This is a genomic window from Arthrobacter terricola, assembly GCF_004354015.1.
Taxonomy (GTDB): Bacteria; Actinomycetota; Actinomycetes; order Actinomycetales; family Micrococcaceae; genus Arthrobacter; species Arthrobacter terricola.
In genome coordinates, this window is the sequence record NZ_SMRU01000010.1 from 38,805 (window position 1) to 55,470 (window position 16,666).

The following is a 16,666-nucleotide window of genomic DNA, read 5'->3' on the forward strand; positions in this document are numbered from 1 at the left end:
GGCGGTCCGAAGGAAGCCGCACCCTGACAGATTCCGGTATAGCTCGCAAATCAGATCACGCTACCTTCGTCGCTCCGGCGGACGTGACGTACAGCGGTTGTTTCTTCCTGCTTCTTCTTCAGCCCTGCATTGATTTGCAAATTATCATAGCGATCCACGCGAATCAATTAGTCAATCAGTCAACTAACAGCGTGCTTGTTAAATAGCTGGAATGAGGAGCTTAGGCCTTGACTGGATGAAATTTTTGCTGTGCCGCCAGGAGGCCGTCGCTCATCAACATCTCCACGGCGTCGGCCGCCTCGTCAAGGAGAAACGGCAGGTCCTTCTTTTCGACGGTGCCGAAATCCCGCAGCACATAGTCTGCCGTATCCATACGGCCCGGGGGCCTTCCAACGCCAACCCGGACCCGCAAATAGTCCTTGGTCGCCAGGGCCTTGGAGATATCCCGCAAGCCATTGTGGCCGCCTTCTCCCCCGCCGATCTTCAACTTGACCGTGTTGAACGGAATATCAATTTCGTCGTGCACCGCAATGACGTGGTCCGGAGCAATATTGAAGAACGAGGCCAGGCCCGAAACCGGGCCCCCTGAAACATTCATGTAGCTCATGGGTTTGGCCAGCACAACCCGCGGTCCGCCGATCCCAAGCCGGCCCTCTACTACTTGCGCCCTGGCCTTGTGGGCTTTGAAGGTCCCGCCCATCCGCGAAGCGAGCTCGTCGAGGACCATTTGGCCTACGTTGTGGCGATTGTTGGCATATTCACTGCCGGGATTGCCGAGGCCGACGATCAGCCAAGTGTCTGTCATGGAGCCATCCTAGGGACTTGAAGGGGCGGAACGAAAAGAAATGGCCGGGACCCGAAGGTCCCGGCCACAAAGCAAAGGGCATGCGCCTCAAGCAGTCATGGTGACTACTCTGCCGCGGGAGCCTCTTCCGCTGCTGCAGCTGCAGGGGCAGCTTCGCCTTCTTCTTCCTCAGCAACCGGAGCGGCTTCGGAGATGTTGACGACCAGCGTCTCGGGGTCGCTCAGCAGGGTGACACCTGCCGGCAGGGCGAGGTCGGAAGCGTGGACGTGGGCGCCCGCTTCGCGGCCTTCGATGCTGACCTCGACGGCGGTGGGCAGGTGGGTTGCCTCGGCTTCGAGGGAAACCGTGACGGCTTCCTGGTTGGCGATAGCACCCGGAGCAGCTTCACCGGTGACGTGGACGGGAACGTCGACGGTGACCTTCTCGCCCTTGCGGACGGTCAGGAGGTCGATGTGCTCGATGATCTGCTTGATCGGGTCGCGCTGGATGTCCTTGACCAGGGCCAGGTGGTCCTCGCCGTTGATGTCCAGGGACAGCAGGGCGTTGGCGGTGCGGACGGCCAGCGTGGTGGCGCGGCCCGGGAGGTTGACGTGGATGGGCTCGGCGCCGTGGCCGTAGATGACAGCCGGGATCTGGCCGGCTGCGCGGGCGCGGCGGGCGAAGCCCTTGCCGAATTCGGTGCGCAGTTCTGCTGCGAGCTTCTGCTCGGACATATGTACTCCTTGATTACTGTGGCCGGCACGTTGCCAGGCAAGCTGATCAGCAAGGGCGGAGGTCTGTAGCGACCTTCTACGCCCGACGGGATCCCGGCCGCAGCCGGTCCGCCTTCGGTGAAGGAGTTTCAGACCCAGTCGATAACGGAGAACCGCAATGCGCTCTCCCTCGCCAAGGTATCCCCACGAGTTTAGCAGCCGCGTCCCGCAGGAGCGAAACGCAGCTGGCTAGGCCTGGCCGTCGAAGAGGCTCGTGACGGAACCGTCGTCGAACACTTCACGGATGGCACGCGCAATCAGCGGCGCGATGGACAGCACGGTCAGCTGCGGGAAGCGCTTCTCCGCCGGAATCGGCAGCGTGTTGGTGACAACCACTTCGCGCGCGCCCGATTCCGCCAGCCGCTTGGAGGCGGGTTCGGAGAAGATCGCGTGGGTGCAGGCGATGATGACGTCCTTGGCACCGGCGTTCTTGAGGACCTGGACAGCACCGGAAATGGTTCCGCCGGTGTCGATCATGTCGTCGATCAAGACGCACGTGCGGCCTTCGATCTGCCCGACGACGGTCTTGGAGACCGCCTGGTTCGGCACGGTCAGGTCACGCATCTTGTGGACGAAGGCCAGCGGTGCGCCGCCGAGTCGCTCGGCCCACTGCTCTGCCACCCGGACGCGGCCCGTGTCCGGGGACACGACAGTGATGTTGTCCGCGGCGACCTTGGTACGGATGTAGTCGGCAAGCAGCGGGATGGCCATGAGGTGGTCCACGGGGCCGTCGAAAAAGCCCTGGATCTGGGAGGTGTGCAGGTCCACGGACATGATCCGGTTGGCGCCGGCCGTCTTGTACAGATCGGCCACCAGGCGGGCGGAAATGGGCTCGCGTCCGCGGCCCTTCTTGTCCTGGCGCGAGTACGGGTAGAACGGCGAAACCACCGTGATGCGCTTGGCCGAAGCGCGCTTGAGGGAGTCGATCATGATCAACTGCTCCATGAGCCAGTTGTTCAGGGGCGCGGGGTGCGCCTGGATGACGAAAGCATCGGTTCCACGGACGCTCTCACCGGCGCGGACGTAGATCTCACCGTTGGCGAAGTCGTACGCGTCAACCGGCAGGAGTTCCGTTTCCAGTTCCTTGGCGATTTCCTGCGCCAGTTCGGGGTGTGCCCGTCCGGCGGCGAGAACCAGTCTCTTCTCACCGTTTGCGGTAATTTCGCTCATGCCTGTGTGCCCTCTTCTGTGGTTGCCGGAGTACTTGAAGAATCGGGGGCGGCGGCTTGCGCGGCCTGCGCCAGCTTGGCCGAGTTGCTGCCCTGGCGGTTGGCGATGACCCAGCCTTCGGAATTGCGCTGCCGGGCGATGCTCAACGTCAGGGCTCCGGCGGGAACGTCCTTGCGGATGATGGCTCCGGCGCCGCTGTACGCGCCGTCGCCGACTGTCACGGGGGCCACGAAGACCGTGTTGGACCCGGTCCGCACACCGGAACCGATCACCGTGCGGTGCTTCTTCTCGCCGTCGTAGTTTGCCGTGATGTTGCCGCAGCCGATGTTGGTGTCTTCGCCGATTTCGGCGTCACCGGCATAGCCGAGGTGGGACAACTTGGATCCGCGCCCGATCGTCACGTTCTTAGTCTCGTAGAAGGCACCGATCTTGCCGGTCTCGCCGAGGACCGTGCCGGGCCGCAGGTAGGTGAACGGGCCGACGCTGGCGTGGGCGCCGATCGTCGAACCGGAGCCGTGCGTGCGGGTCACCTTCGCGCCTTCGCCCACCGAGACGTCGGTGAGGGTCGTGTCAGGCCCGACGACGGCGTCACGCGCCACAGTGGTGGCGCCGTGAAGCTGCGTGTTGGGAAGGATCCGCACGTCTTCGTCGAGGACAACAGTGGAGTCGATCCACGTGGTGGCGGGATCCACCACGGTCACGCCCGCGCGCATCCAGGCTTTGACGATCCGGCGGTTGTGTTCGGCGCCAAGGGCGGCGAGTTGGACGCGGTCGTTTGCGCCCTCCACCTGCCACCGGTCATCGGTGACGACGGCGGAAACCCGGCCTCCGGCGTCGCGCGCCAGTTCGAGGACGTCGGTGAGGTATTTTTCGCGCTGGATGTTCTCGGTAGTCACCTTGCGCAACTGGGTGCGAAGCACGCTGGCGTCGAAGGCGTAGATGCCCGAGTTGATTTCGCGGACAGCACGCTCATCCTCGGTGGCGTCTTTGTGCTCGCGGATGCCCAGGACGGTTCCGTCCTCGGCGCGCAGGATCCGGCCGTAGCCGTGCGCGTCGTGGAGGATCGCGGTCAGGACGGTTACTGCGTTGCCTTCGGATTCGTGGGTGGCAACAAGCTCGGTGAGAAGGGCACCTGTCAACAAGGGGACATCGCCGTAAGTGACCACGACGGTTCCGCGGACTTCTTCCTTCTCGTCCAAGGCATCGAGGGCGACTTCGACCGCGCGGCCGGTGCCGGGCACCTCGTCCTGGTCCACGATGACGGCCTCGGGATCGACCTCTTCGATGTGCGCGGCCACGAGGTCGCGCTCGTGGCGCACTACCAAGGCCAGGCGCTGGGGGTCGATGGAACGCGCAGCCTGGATGGCGTGGGCGACCATGGAGCGTCCGCCGATTTCGTGCAGGATCTTGGGAGTCCGGGACTTCATGCGCGTACCGGCTCCGGCAGCGAGGACGATGACTGCGGCGGGGCCGGTGGTGTCAGGGTTCACGAAGTCGCTCTCCTTGATCGTTCAGAGACGAGCCGGCAGATGACCGACTAGTTCCGCCCATAGGATTCGAACCTATACTCCACGGCTCCAAAGGCCGGGGTGCTGCCGTTACACCAGAGCGGACCGTGCACACGCCCGCCCTGCGGAACGGCTTCCGCGGGGCGCCCGTTTGACCGGGTCGCACACACAAGAAACTAGTTTGCCATGTGCGCTGCGTGTTCGCGACTTGGCGCGGCCCCGAGTCCTGGATTGGGTCCGGTTTCGGGGCCACGAAGTCCCTTCGTGCTTGAGCTGAGGCATGATAGATGCGTGAGCAAGAGCACAGGAATCCCCCAGCGTTCCACGGGTTCCGCGGTCATCAACAACGCGCCGGAACGCCAGGTGGCCCGTTCCCGCATGACGGCCTCCCAGCGCCGTACCCAGCTCATTGGGATTGGCCGGAGCCTCTTCGCCGCCCGCGGACTCGATGCGACCACGATCGACGAAATCGCCGCGGCAGCAGGGGTGTCGAAACCGGTCATCTACGAACACTTCGGCTCGAAGGAAGGGCTCTACACCCAGGTTGTCGAGCTTGAATTCCAAGCCCTGCTGCAATCGATCAACGACGCCTTGGCCGCCGAGGCCAAACCGCGGATTCTCGTCGAGCAAGCCGCACTCGCCCTCTTGGGCTATATCGAGGAGCGGACCGACGGGTTCCGGATCCTCATGCGGGACGCCCCGCCGTCGCAACCTGAAGGCGCGTTCGCCACGCTGCTCTCCCATGTGGCCGAGCGAGTGGAGGACTTGCTCGCCGACGAATTCTCCCGGCGCGGTTTCAGTGCGGCGGACGGTGCCATGTACGCCCAGATGCTCGTGGGCATGGTTGCCATGACAGGCCAGTGGTGGCTTGACCACCGGCAGCCGGACAAAAGGGCTGTGGCGGCCCACTTGGTCAACCTCGCATGGAACGGCCTGACGGGCCTCCAGAAAGACCCGGAGCTCACCTCGGACGCCTAGCCCCCTCGCTACTCGCCGAGGACCTCGGCCGCCTCGAGCCACTCGAGTTCGAGGCCTTCCTTCTCGTCGAGGAGTTCCTGGAGCTTGGCGTTCAAGTCGCTGAGCGCGTCGAAATCGCCCGACTCGGACTTTGCCGCCATCTGCGCGTGGAGTTTTTCCTCCTGCTGGGCGATCTTGCCCAGTTGGCGGTCGATCCGGTTCAGGTCCTTGCGCGCCTCGCGCTTCTCCGCCTCGCTCGCCCCCGAAGTCGCCGTCGCAGCAGCAGCGCCCGACGTCGGACTCCCACCGGCGGCGGCCGGGCCCGGGACGGTTCCGCTCGCCAAAGCGGCTTCGCGCAACTCCAGGTACTGGTCCACGCCGCCCGGAAGGCCGCGCAGCTTACCGTCCCCGAGGAGGGCCATCTGGTGGTCGGTGGCACGCTCCAGGAGGTACCGGTCGTGGCTCACCACAATCAGCGTGCCCGGCCAGCCGTCCAGGACGTCTTCGACGGCGGCAAGGGTGTCGGTGTCGAGGTCGTTGGTGGGTTCGTCGAGCATCAGCACGTTGGGTTCGCCCACCAGGAGCCTGAGCAGTTGCAGGCGCCGGCGCTCACCGCCCGAAAGGTCCGGGACGGGCGTCCATTGCTTCTGCTTCGTGAAGCCCAATTGCTCGACGAGTTGCCCCGCGGTCATTTCCCTGCCGCCGACGGCGAAGGAACGCTTCTCCCGTTCGATCACCTCGATGACCCTCAGGTCGGAAACTTCGTCGAGTTCCTGCACGTCCTGCGACAACACGGCGGTGACCACCGTCTTGCCCCGTTTCAGCCGGCCCTGGCTGGGGTCGATTTCGCCATTAAGCAGCCGCAACAGGGTCGATTTGCCGGCCCCGTTGACGCCGACCAGGCCCAGCCGTTCCCCCGGTGCCAGACGCAACGTCACGTTGTCGAAGAGCTTCCGGCCGTCGAAATCGAGCGACACGTTCTCCAGGTCCAGCACGTCCTTGCCGAGCCGGGCCGTCGCCATCTTGCTCAGCGCCACCGAGTCGCGGGGGGCGGGGACATCCTCGATCAGCTCGTTGGCCGCCTCGATGCGGAACTTGGGCTTCGAGGTGCGGGCCGGGGCGCCGCGGCGCAGCCACGCCAGTTCCTTCTTCACGAGTTGCTGGCGCTTGCTCTCGACGACGGACGCCATCCGGTCACGCTCGGCGCGGGCGAGCACGTACGCCGCGTAGCCGCCGTCGAACGGGTCCACCATGGCGTCGTGCACTTCCCAGGTCCGGTTGCAGACTTCGTCCAGGAACCAGCGGTCGTGCGTAACCACCAGGAACGCACCCTGGTTGGCGCGCCACCTGGTCTTCAAGTGCCGGGCCAGCCAGGCGACGCCTTCAACGTCGAGGTGGTTGGTGGGTTCGTCGAGCATGATGACGTCGTGGTCTTCGATGAGCAGCTTGGCCAGGGCCACACGGCGCTTCTGCCCGCCGGAAAGGGCGTGGACGTTGGCGTGCCAGTCGACGTCGCCCACGAGCCCGCCCATGATTTCCCGGATTTTCGGGTTGGCGGCCCATTCGTGGTCGGCACGGTCGCCGACGATTGCCGCCCCCACGGTGAGGTCGCCGTCGAGCACGTCCGACTGGTCCAGGTAGCCGATGTTCACGTCGCCGCGCTTGGTCACGCGGCCGGAGTCCGGCGTCGAACGCAAGGCCAGCAAACGCATCAGGGTGGATTTACCGTCACCGTTGCGTCCCACCATGCCAATCCTGTCGCCGTCCTCCAAACCGAGGGTGACGCCGTCGAGGACGGTACGGGTCGCGAACGAAACGGTGAGGTTTTCACCGCCGAGGAGGTGGGCCAATGGGTACTACTTTCTGGTGGGGATTCAGGACAGCCGCCGAAGGCAGGTTGTCTCGGGTTGTCATAGGAGGGTATCGGAGATGATCCGGGCACCGGGAACCGGACCGTGCACGGCCAGCGCGTTGTGCCCCAGGTGCCGCAGCTCCTCGGCGAGCTCGCCCGCGGCCAGGGAACTGTCCGCGAGCAGGGCCACGGTGGGGCCGGAACCGGAGACGATCCCGGCGAGCGCGCCGTTCGCTTCGCCGAGGCCGATCGTGTCCCGCAATCCGGGCGCCAGTTCGATCGAAGCACGCTGGAGGTCGTTGACGAGGAGCTTGCTCAAGGAATCGGGATCGCCGTTGCGCAGGGCCTGGAGGATCTTCGCATCCACTTCGAGCGGTTCGGGCGCCTCGAGCCCCTCGGCATTGCGGAGCATGTCCAGCGTCCGGAAGACATCCGGCGTCGAGAGCCCGTAGTCGGCGCAAACGAGGACCCAGTCCATTTGCGCTTTCGCAAGGGCCGGAGACAATTCGTCGCCGACTCCAAGCCCGACGGCGGTGCCTCCGAGGAGCGAAAACGGCACGTCTGCGCCCAACTCGGCTGCGAGGTGGGCAAGTTCCTCGCGCGACAATCCGCTGTCCCACAGCGCGTCGCACGCCAGGAGCGTGGCCGCGGCGTCGGCGGAGCCGCCACCCATGCCTCCCGCTACCGGCACCCGCTTGGTGATGTCCAAGTGGACTCCAGTGGCCTTCTCCGAGACGTCCCGCATGATGGCCGCGGCCTTGTAGGCGAGGTTGCGCTCGTCGAGGGGAATGTCCACGCCATCAAGGTCCAGCGTGCTTGCCGCGTTGATGCTGACGGTGATCCCGGGTTCTTCGGTGCTTGTAGCGGCCACTTCCTCGTAGAGGGACACCGCGAGGTACACGCTTGCGACGGAATGGTAGCCATCGGGCCGCAAAGGGCCCACGTTGAGGGAGACGTTCACCTTGCCGGGTGCGCGGACCCGCACGGTCCGGGCCGCGAAGCGCCCGCGGCTCGCGGCGCTGATGCCCGGGCTCATGCTTCCATGGGGTGGCGGGCCTCGGCGATGCGGACAAAGGCGTTGATGTCGAGGACCTCCCCCCGCGCGCTCGGGTCGACGCCGGCCGCCACGAGGCAACGTTCGGCTTCGGCCGGGCTTCCGGCCCAGTGGGCCAGAGCCGCGCGCAGCGTCTTCCGGCGCTGCGCGAAAGCGGCATCGATCACCCTGAAGACCTGCTCACGGGTGGCGTGCGTGGCCGGCGGGGCGCTCCGGGTGAATGCGACGAGCCCCGAGTGGATCTTGGGCGCGGGCCAAAAGACGTTCATGCCGATCACGCCGGCCTTGCGCATGGTCCCGTACCACGCGGCCTTGACGGAGGGCACGCCGTAGATCTTCGAGCCGGGCGCCGCGGCGAGCCGGTCCGCCACTTCGTCCTGGACCATGACCAGGCCGTGTTGCAGGCTCGGGAAGTGCTGGAGCAGGTGCAGTACCACCGGCACCGCGACGTTGTACGGCAGGTTGGCCACGAGGGCCGTGGGCTGCACGGGAAGTTCGGTGACTTTCATGGCGTCCGAGAGGACCAGGTAGAAGTCGTCGACGGCGTCGGGCCGCCACGCGCGGACGGTTTCCGGCAGCTTGGCGGCCAGCACGGGATCGATTTCGACGGCGACAACCGACTTTGCGGCGTCGAGGAGGCCAAGCGTCAAGGACCCGAGGCCGGGCCCGACTTCGAGGACCGTTTCCCCGGGATCGATCGAGGCGGCCGAGACGATCCTGCGGATCGTGTTGCCGTCGATGACAAAGTTCTGCCCCAGCGTTTTCGTGGGGCGGACACCGATTTCCTCGGCGAGCCGTCGGATGTCCACAGCTCCCAGGAGGGGCGCGACGGCGGCGTGTTCGGGATTCGGTTCAGTCACCTAGGTATCGTATCGTCTGGCCGCGCAACGACTGCTTCCGGATGGCTGTTTTGCGCGCGAAAAGGGCCGGGTCCGTAACCGGACCCGGCCCTTTTGGCCATACGCTGACTGGCTTAGGCCGAAGCCGCCCAGCCGCAGCCCCACGGCGACAGGCCGCGCTGCGCGTACACGCGGTTGGCGATGTCGATCTGCTGGGCCTTGCTGGCGAGGCTCGCGTTGGGAGCGTACGCTCCTCCGCCGGAACCGAGCCACGTCTGGACGTCGAACTGCAGGCCGCCGTAGTAACCGTTACCGGTGTTGGTGGCCCAGTTTCCGCCGGACTCGCACTGGGCGACCTTGTCCCACATGGCTTCGTTCGGGGCGCCGGTGGGTCCGGATGCCGCAGCAGCTGCCGGCGCGGGGCGTGCCTTGGTTCCCACCGTGACCTTCGCCGGGACCGGGTTGGTGGTCACATCCGACGAGACGAGGGTGCGGTTCGCTTCGCGGCCGTCCACCAGGACGAGCTTGAACGTCTTCGTGAGCAATCCGAGGACGCCTTCCTGGGTCACGGTCTTCTGGTCCGTGTACTGGTTGGGATCCTGGGTGGTGACCGTGTCGAACGGTACGTTCTCTGTCTCCGTGGCCGTTTTGCTGGTGTCCACGCGGGAAACTTTGATGACCATGTTGGGGACGATCGGAGCCGAGTTGGGCTGGGACACGCGATCGTTGGCGCCGAGCGAAACACCTGCGTCGCTCAGTACCGTGGCGACATCCGGCGCCGTCGTGGTTTTCGCCGAGCTCTGGCCGTCGACGATCAGGCTGATCGACTTAGGGGTCAGGATCGAAACGTACGATCCCGCAACTTCCAGTTGCTGGTCCTTCGGCTCGGACACGGCCGAAGCGCTTGCTACGCCGAGTTCGGAGACGAGGCCGCCGACGTTGGGCGCCGTGGTGTTGACCGTACGCTTCGCCCCGTCAAGGCTCACGGTGACGGCCTTGGCCAGGTTGACGTTGATGATGGAACCGTTCTGCACCGAACTGTCCAGAGCCGGGGAGACCCGGTCTTCCGGCTTCAGGTCGACCTTGGCCGCCTTGACCACTTGGTCAACGGTATTGCCGAAGGTCTGGACGGAACTCACTTTGCCATCAACATTGAGGGTGACCGATTTGTTGTTGCCTGTGAAGGCAACGACTCCAAGCACTAGCGCCGAAAGCACCAGCAGCTGCGCACCGACTTTGACGAAACTGAACTTGCCGTCCGTGGTGAAGAACTTAACCATGTTTGCCCGTAACTTTTGGACCATCCGGGCACGGGGAAAAGCGCACAGGGGTAACCTGCCGCGGCCCCAACCCGGCCGAAGCCGTGCTGGAGGACTGCGGCGGGGCTGGGCGCCGCCACACTCAATTCAACTGAAAAATTCCAATTGCGAACGGAGTAAGTGTTCCGGTGGCCTTCCCCGACCCCGGCTACTGGTTACCCACTGTAACCGAAGCGTTATAAAGGGGCCAAGAAAATTGCATACCGGGTATGCATCAGATCACATTCCTATGCAGGTTTCAGTCCCACGAACCGTAGGTGGCAAGCGTGTTCCGGGCGAGCTGCCCGCACATCTCGGAAAGATCTCGATTTGTTACTTGAGCCATCGAACGAACGGTGTAAGGCACCATGTAGCTGGCGTTCGGCCTGCCCCTGAATGGATGCGGCGTCAGGAACGGGGAATCGGTCTCCACCAGCAGCAATTCGGGATCCGCGATGGCGAGTGCTTCCCGCAGGTCCCCCGCATTCTTGAATGTCATGGTGCCGGCGAAGGACATGTACCAACCATTGTCGTTGCAGATCCGGGCCAGTTCAGCGTCACCCGAGAAGCAATGGAACACCACCCGTTCCGGAGCACCTTCCTCGCGCAAGACCTGGACGACGTCGTCGTGGGCGTCCCGGTCGTGGATCTGAAGGGTGAGGTCCAGCCTCTTCGCGATGTCGATGTGCCGGCGGAACGAGTGGCGTTGGGCAACCAGTCCTTCTCCGTGGGTGCGGAAAAAGTCAAGGCCGGTTTCGCCGATGGCACGGACCCTGGGGTGGGCCGCCAACTCCTCGATCTCGGCCAGGGCGGATTCGAGTTCGCCCCGTCCCGCGTAGACGGGAGCGTCGTTGGGGTGGATGGCCACGGCGCCAAGTAGCCGCTGGTCCATCTCGAGTGCCTGCACAGTGAACCGCGAAGATTCAAGGTCGCAACCCACTTGCACGGCTCCCTGGACACCAACGCTTTCGGCGGCATCCAGGGCATCCACAACAGCCACTTCCAACAAGCCGTGCCGGAAGTCGAGGTGGGTGTGGTTGTCCATCACCGGAACGGGCAACGGCTCAGGCGCCGGCGGGAATTCCTTGCGTGAGTTCCCGCCCTGGGCCTCCTGGGATGTTTCGGGCGCGCGGTAGGGAGCCGGTGGGAGGGAGGTGCACATGCCTCCACCCTATCTTTCCGCAAGGTGATATCCCTCTGTTTGCGGTGGGCCTAGGCTGGGTAGTCTGGTAACGAAGGCGGTAATTCCCTGCCAGGGCACCGCGGCCCTGCGGGAACGCTGTCATGGCTGAGGGGCTGTCCATGGATTCAAAGCGTCACGGAACGTTCGACGAAGACAGGCTGCGCGACGACGCTGTTGCGGTCGCGCCTCCGGAACACCAATCCCCCAACGGCCACAAGCCCGCGGTCATGGACCCTGCCCAGTTCCACACGGCTAGCGAAAAGATCCTGGCCGTCATCAACCAGGTGATCGACGGCAAGGCCGAAGCCGCCAAGCTGGCATTGACCGTTCTGCTCGCCCAAGGGCACCTCCTGGTGGAGGATGTGCCCGGTGTCGGAAAGACCCTCCTCGCCAAGACCCTCGCACGGACGATCGACTGCAAGGTCAGCCGCATCCAATTCACCCCGGACCTCCTGCCCTCGGACGTCACGGGCGTTTCCATCTACAACCAATCGTCGCGGCAGTTCGAGTTCCGGATGGGCGCGGTGTTCGCCAACATCGTGATCGGCGACGAAATCAACCGCGCGTCGGCGAAGACCCAGTCAGCCTTGCTCGAATGCATGGAGGAACACCAGGTGACTGTGGACGGGTTCTCCTACCAATTGGCTGAACCCTTCATGGTGGTGGCAACGCAGAACCCCATCGAAATGGAGGGAACGTACCCGTTGCCGGAAGCGCAGCGCGACCGCTTCATGGCACGGATTTCCATGGGCTATCCGGACAAGCTCTCGGAGATCGAAATGCTGGGGACGCATCAAGCGGTCTCTCCCCTGTCCAAGATCACCCCGGTGGTCACGGCGTCCGACGTCGCCGCCATGATCAACACGGTGCAGCGCGTCTTCGTCTCCGAGTCCGTCAAGGAATACACGGTGGGCCTGGGCCGGGCCACGAGGGACAGCGCGCGGCTGCGCCTCGGAGCCAGCCCCCGCTCCCTCCTGCAATTGCTGCGGGCAGCCAAGGCGACCGCCGCCCTCGACGGCAGGGACTTCGTTCTTCCGGATGACGTCATGCTGGTGGCCGAGTCCGTTTTGGCACACCGGATCATCCTTGACCGCAAGGCCGCCAGCTCCGGAGACACCCCGCAAAGCGTCATCCGCTCCATCCTGGCTTCGCTCCCGGTCAACCAGGAATCCGGCGCCGAACGCCGCGGCAGCTAGGCGCGAAAGGAGGTCCGGCATGGCCTTGGTGGATCGGCTTCCCAAGCACCTCTTCACCACGCGGGGCTGGGGATTGCTGGCTAGCGGCGTCGGGTCCTTGCTGCTCGCCCAGGTCATGGGCCGGCGCGATCTACTGGCCCTTGGCATCCTGCTCGTGGCGTTGCCTTTGGTGGCGCTGGCAGGCGTCCGGGTGCTCAAGCCCCGGTTCCAAGTGTTCCGCGAGTTCCATCCCTCCACGGTGGAAACGTCGTCGACGGCGACGGTCCGGCTGGCGGTGGCGCGGACAGGCGCGGCAACAGGTCCCGTGATCATGGAGGAGCAGTTGCCTCCGCGCTTCGGTGAGCCTCCCGCGTTCCGGTTCCCGACGCGTTCGGCGTCCGGCGGGACCAGCCGCTATGAATACCACCTTCGCTCGGGCAAGCGCGGCCAGTTCCGGATCGGACCGGTCACGGCCGAGTTCTGCGATCCGTTCGGCCTGTCGCTGCACCGGCACGCGATCGACGACGGCGACATCCTCACCGTGACGCCCGCCGCCGTCGAGCTTCCCGCAACGGGGCTCGCGGGAGCGCGCGGGAACGACGGCGTGACCGCCACCCGGATCCGGGCCAACCCAAGCGACGACGACGTGATGACCCGCGAGTACCGGCACGGCGACCCCATGCGGCGCGTGCATTGGGCCGCGACCGCCCGGCACGGGGAACTCATGGTGCGCCAGGAAGAATCCGTGACCACACCCGAGGCCACGATCATCCTGGACCAACGGTATTCCGCGTTTGCCTCCGGATCCGGGGCGGTCTTCGGCCCCCACGAGGACGCGGTCGAATTGCTGAGCAGCGAGGCGTTCGAGTGGGTGGTGACGGCCGCCATGTCCATCAGTTCCCATCTCGCCGACCGCAATTATTCATTGCGCTTCCTCGACGCCACGGGAAATCCCGCTTTTCGCGGGTCACGCTCGGCGCCGGACCCCGAAACCGAGGAATATATCGGCCTGGGCGGATTGCAATCCATCGCCGAAAGCCTCGCCGCGATTCAGCTCAGCGGTCCGAGGCACGCGCACGGCGAGCGCCACAAGGACGCGTCCGCCGTCGTCGACGCCACGGAGGCACCCTTCGATGACCACCTGATGGACAAGTTGGCGGCACACCGCCTGCGCGGGCCGGTCCTCGCGTTGCTCGGCAACATGCCCGTGGCCGAAGCCCGGGCACTTGCCCCCGCGGCGGGCTACGGCGCCAACGCCTTCGCCCTCGTGGTCTCGGACCACCCGCGCCATGCCCAGCCCGTCATCGAGGCGCTGAAGCTGGGAGGCTGGCGTGCCGTCGCCGTGAGCCCAAGGACCGATCTTCCCGCAGCCTGGGCCGGTTTCGACCAAGGCGAAATCCTCGCGGCTGCCGCCGCGGCCATGGACGTCAGGCGCGGGGCGGCGGTGCCACGATGACCACCACGTCACGGCACGATTCTCCGGAACGGACCCCGCCGGCAGATGCCGCCGAACCCGCGGACCTGCAAGATCTTCCCCTTCGGCGGCTGAAGCCCGGCCCCTGGGCATATCCGTGGGCGATGGCCGCAGCCATCTCCTTCGCGGTCCTCGGCACGGCCCTTTCGCTCAACGGGGTGTTCCGCGGCTGGATCTGGTTCATGCCGGCATTTACCACGGTGTGTACCGTGGCCGGGACGCTTGCCGTGCTTCGCGCCCTGCGGACGCCTTCGCTGCTCGTGGCCCTCGGCGGCCTGGTGTCCTTGGCGTTCATCCTCGATTTCATCTTTTTCCGGCCCGAAAGCATCGCGGGCTTCATCCCGTCCCAGGCGACCCTTGATGAACTGGGGCAGTTCCTCAAGCGGGCCGGGGACACCGTGGTCTCCGAGACGGCTCCCGTCGCTCCCAACGCCGGCATAGTCTTCGTGGCCTGCGCGAGCCTTGGCCTTGTGGTTGTCCTCATGGATTCCTTGGCCGTTCCGCTCGGCATGCCCGCAACGAGCGGCCTGGGGCTGCTGGCCATCCTGGTCTTCCCGGCGACCATCAAGCCGCAAGGCTCCGGGCTTCTCGGCTATCTGGGTGCCGCCCTCGGATACCTTGTGGTCCTGGCGTGCAGCCAATGGTTCGCGCCGGACCCGCGCCTCCAGAGCGACAGGGCGCGCGGGGCAGGGCAACTCAAACGTTCCGCCGCCATCGGCGCCGCGGCCCTCGCCCTGAGCTTGCTGCTCCCCTTCGCGATTCCGGGCTTCGACCGCGGAACGTTCCCGGTCGGCTCGCGACTGAACCCCTGGGGCACCTCCAACGGCCTGAACCCCATGATCACTTTGGGAAACAGCCTGCGGAATCCCACGGGCAGCGGGCGGATCACCTACGCCACAAGCTCCACGGCCCCCGTTTACTTGCGTTCAGTGACGATTGACCACTTCGACGGCGACACTTGGGCCCCGGACGATCGTGAAGCCGCGAGGCGCATCGGCGCGGGACGCATCGCCCCGGATTATTCCCTTCCTGACGACCTCGTGAGGCAATTGACGGTGGTGGACACCGGCCAGTTCACGAGCCCCTACCTGCCCGTCCCCTACGCCCCGACGGCCGTGAACGGCTTGAGCGGGCGGTGGTCCTGGGATCCGGAAACCCTGAGCATCCGTGGCGAGGACACTACTAGCCGGAACCAGCAATACACCGTGTATTCGGCATTGCCGGCAGTGACCGCGGTGGAATTGAGCCAGGCAAATGACAAGCCGGCATCGATCTCGCAGGATTTCACCCAGTTGCCCAGCAACGTCCCCGCCATCGTCCGCAATACGGCCAAGACAGTCACCGCCGGTGCCAACGGCAACTACGCCAAAGCGATGGCGATCCAGGACTACCTCCGCTCTTCCCAGTTCAGCTACTCGCTGCAGGCTCCGGTCCAGGGCGGCTACGACGGCAACGGAATGTCAGTGCTCGCGGACTTCCTCCAGAAGAAGAGCGGTTATTGCGTCCATTTCGCTTCGGCCATGGCGGTGATGGCGCGGCTTGAGGGGATTCCCAGCCGCATCGCCGTCGGTTACGCTCCTGGCCACTCCACGGGCGTCACGGTTGCTGTTGCGGGGCAGGAACCGCTGCCCGAATTCGAAGTGGATGCCCGCGACGCACACGCGTGGCCCGAACTCTACTTCGAAGGCTACGGTTGGATCGCCTTTGAGCCGACCCCTTCGCGCGGCGTGGTTCCCGCCTACGCTTCCGACGCGACAGCGCCCAACGTCCCCAGCACCAGCCTGCACGACGAGAACCTGGTTCCAGGCGGAGCGACTTCCCAGCCAAGCACTTCCGCCGGGCCGCAGCTCGCCGCTCCCGGCAAGGGCACGGCAACGAACGCCCGCACCGTGGTGGACCTCTATGCCGTCGCCGGAGCGTTGCTGGTGGCGGTCCTCCTGGCATCCCCACGGCTCATCCGCACCGGAATCCGGACGCGGCGCCTGCGTCCGGCGCGGTCGACACGCGCCGTCCATGCCGCCACGGCTACCGGAGGCGGGCCCGCCCCGCCGGGCGACGGGCCCATCCTCGCGTGGGATGAACTTCAAGACCTCGCCACCGACTACGGCCTGCCGCCGGTGCCCAGCGAGACTCCCCGGCATTTCGCCGCGCGCTTGAGCACCTCGGCGGCGCTCGGAGTGGGAAGGGCGGGCCACGCGACGCCGTCGGGCACCGACGACGACGCGCAGCTCGCCGTGGGATCGCTCACGAGCGATTTCGAACGGCAACGCTACGGCCCTCCGGAAGGATCCCGCACCGAAGGCGGGGACCTGCTGGAGCGCTCGACGGCGGCCGAGCGGATCGCTGCTGTCCACGTGGCTTTGCGGAACAACGCCGGCTGGTTCGCACGCTTCCGCGCGGACTGGTTCCCGCCGTCGTTGATGTCCACCTGGTCAAGGCGGGCGTTGTCGCCCGTCCGGTTGCTCCGCGGTGTTTCGATTTCGCTGGGGCGCCGCCTGGCGTGGTTTGGGCGCATGCTGCGTGCCGGGATTCGCCGGCAGCGCTAAGCGGGACACGCAAAAAGCAGGGCACCGGAGCCATGGATCCGGTGCCCTGCTTT

13 protein-coding genes and 1 tRNA gene are annotated in these 16,666 nt (G+C 65.7%); 4 read left to right on the top strand and 10 right to left on the bottom strand.

The window, feature by feature from the left end; all coding sequences use genetic code 11:
• Positions 1–220: 220 nt before the first annotated feature.
• From pth to E1809_RS09945, 5 genes are all read right to left on the bottom strand, one after another.
• On the bottom strand, positions 221–805 hold the full coding sequence (pth, locus tag E1809_RS09925) for an aminoacyl-tRNA hydrolase (RefSeq protein ID WP_133204072.1): 585 nt from the start codon (positions 803–805) through the stop codon (positions 221–223).
• Positions 806–909: 104 nt separating this feature from the next.
• The gene (locus E1809_RS09930) at positions 910–1,518 is read right to left on the bottom strand and encodes a 50S ribosomal protein L25/general stress protein Ctc (protein ID WP_133204073.1); all 609 of its coding nucleotides are present in this window, start codon (positions 1,516–1,518) and stop codon (positions 910–912) included.
• Positions 1,519–1,746: 228 nt separating this feature from the next.
• Entirely contained in the window at positions 1,747–2,727 is a 981-nt protein-coding gene (locus tag E1809_RS09935; protein ID WP_133204074.1) for a ribose-phosphate diphosphokinase, read from the bottom strand.
• Positions 2,724–4,217: a bifunctional UDP-N-acetylglucosamine diphosphorylase/glucosamine-1-phosphate N-acetyltransferase GlmU gene (gene glmU / locus E1809_RS09940; RefSeq protein ID WP_133204075.1), complete on the bottom strand. Its 1,494-nt coding sequence runs from the start codon at positions 4,215–4,217 to the stop codon at positions 2,724–2,726. Before glmU ends, E1809_RS09935 begins: the two co-directional genes overlap by 4 nt.
• Before the next feature lie 51 nt (positions 4,218–4,268).
• A tRNA-Gln gene (locus tag E1809_RS09945) sits at positions 4,269–4,340 on the bottom strand.
• A 273-nt stretch (positions 4,341–4,613) separates the two neighbouring features.
• Here E1809_RS09945 and E1809_RS09950 point away from each other — a divergent pair.
• Complete coding sequence (locus E1809_RS09950) at positions 4,614–5,213, top strand: TetR/AcrR family transcriptional regulator (protein ID WP_133204177.1); 600 nt, start codon at positions 4,614–4,616, stop codon at positions 5,211–5,213.
• A gap of 8 nt (positions 5,214–5,221) precedes the next feature.
• Here the strand turns inward: E1809_RS09950 and E1809_RS09955 are convergent, their stop codons facing one another.
• The 5 genes from E1809_RS09955 to E1809_RS09975 all read right to left on the bottom strand — a co-directional run bounded on the left by E1809_RS09955 (position 5,222) and on the right by E1809_RS09975 (position 11,397).
• Positions 5,222–7,042 (bottom strand): ABC-F family ATP-binding cassette domain-containing protein, encoded by a 1,821-nt coding sequence (locus tag E1809_RS09955; protein WP_133204076.1) that lies wholly within the window; start codon positions 7,040–7,042, stop codon positions 5,222–5,224.
• Between the two features lie 60 nt (positions 7,043–7,102).
• The gene (locus E1809_RS09960; protein ID WP_133204077.1) at positions 7,103–8,080 is read right to left on the bottom strand and encodes a 4-(cytidine 5'-diphospho)-2-C-methyl-D-erythritol kinase; all 978 of its coding nucleotides are present in this window, start codon (positions 8,078–8,080) and stop codon (positions 7,103–7,105) included.
• A complete protein-coding gene (gene rsmA / locus E1809_RS09965) occupies positions 8,077–8,958 on the bottom strand; it encodes a 16S rRNA (adenine(1518)-N(6)/adenine(1519)-N(6))-dimethyltransferase RsmA (protein WP_133204078.1) in 882 nt (293 codons plus the stop codon). Before rsmA ends, E1809_RS09960 begins: the two co-directional genes overlap by 4 nt.
• Before the next feature lie 113 nt (positions 8,959–9,071).
• Positions 9,072–10,217: a resuscitation-promoting factor gene (locus tag E1809_RS09970; RefSeq protein WP_133204079.1), complete on the bottom strand. Its 1,146-nt coding sequence runs from the start codon at positions 10,215–10,217 to the stop codon at positions 9,072–9,074.
• Positions 10,218–10,494: 277 nt separating this feature from the next.
• A complete protein-coding gene (locus E1809_RS09975; RefSeq protein ID WP_133204080.1) occupies positions 10,495–11,397 on the bottom strand; it encodes a TatD family hydrolase in 903 nt (300 codons plus the stop codon).
• A 140-nt stretch (positions 11,398–11,537) separates the two neighbouring features.
• Here E1809_RS09975 and E1809_RS09980 point away from each other — a divergent pair, with 140 nt between their 5' ends.
• The 3 genes from E1809_RS09980 to E1809_RS09990 are packed head-to-tail and all read left to right on the top strand — an operon-like array spanning position 11,538 to position 16,613.
• The gene (locus E1809_RS09980) at positions 11,538–12,614 is read left to right on the top strand and encodes an AAA family ATPase (protein WP_133204081.1); all 1,077 of its coding nucleotides are present in this window, start codon (positions 11,538–11,540) and stop codon (positions 12,612–12,614) included.
• A gap of 19 nt (positions 12,615–12,633) precedes the next feature.
• Positions 12,634–14,049, top strand: a complete 1,416-nt coding sequence (locus E1809_RS09985; RefSeq protein ID WP_133204082.1) for a DUF58 domain-containing protein — start codon at positions 12,634–12,636, stop codon at positions 14,047–14,049.
• The gene (locus E1809_RS09990) at positions 14,046–16,613 is read left to right on the top strand and encodes a transglutaminase TgpA family protein (RefSeq protein ID WP_133204083.1); all 2,568 of its coding nucleotides are present in this window, start codon (positions 14,046–14,048) and stop codon (positions 16,611–16,613) included. Before E1809_RS09985 ends, E1809_RS09990 begins: the two co-directional genes overlap by 4 nt.
• Positions 16,614–16,666: the final 53 nt, after the last annotated feature.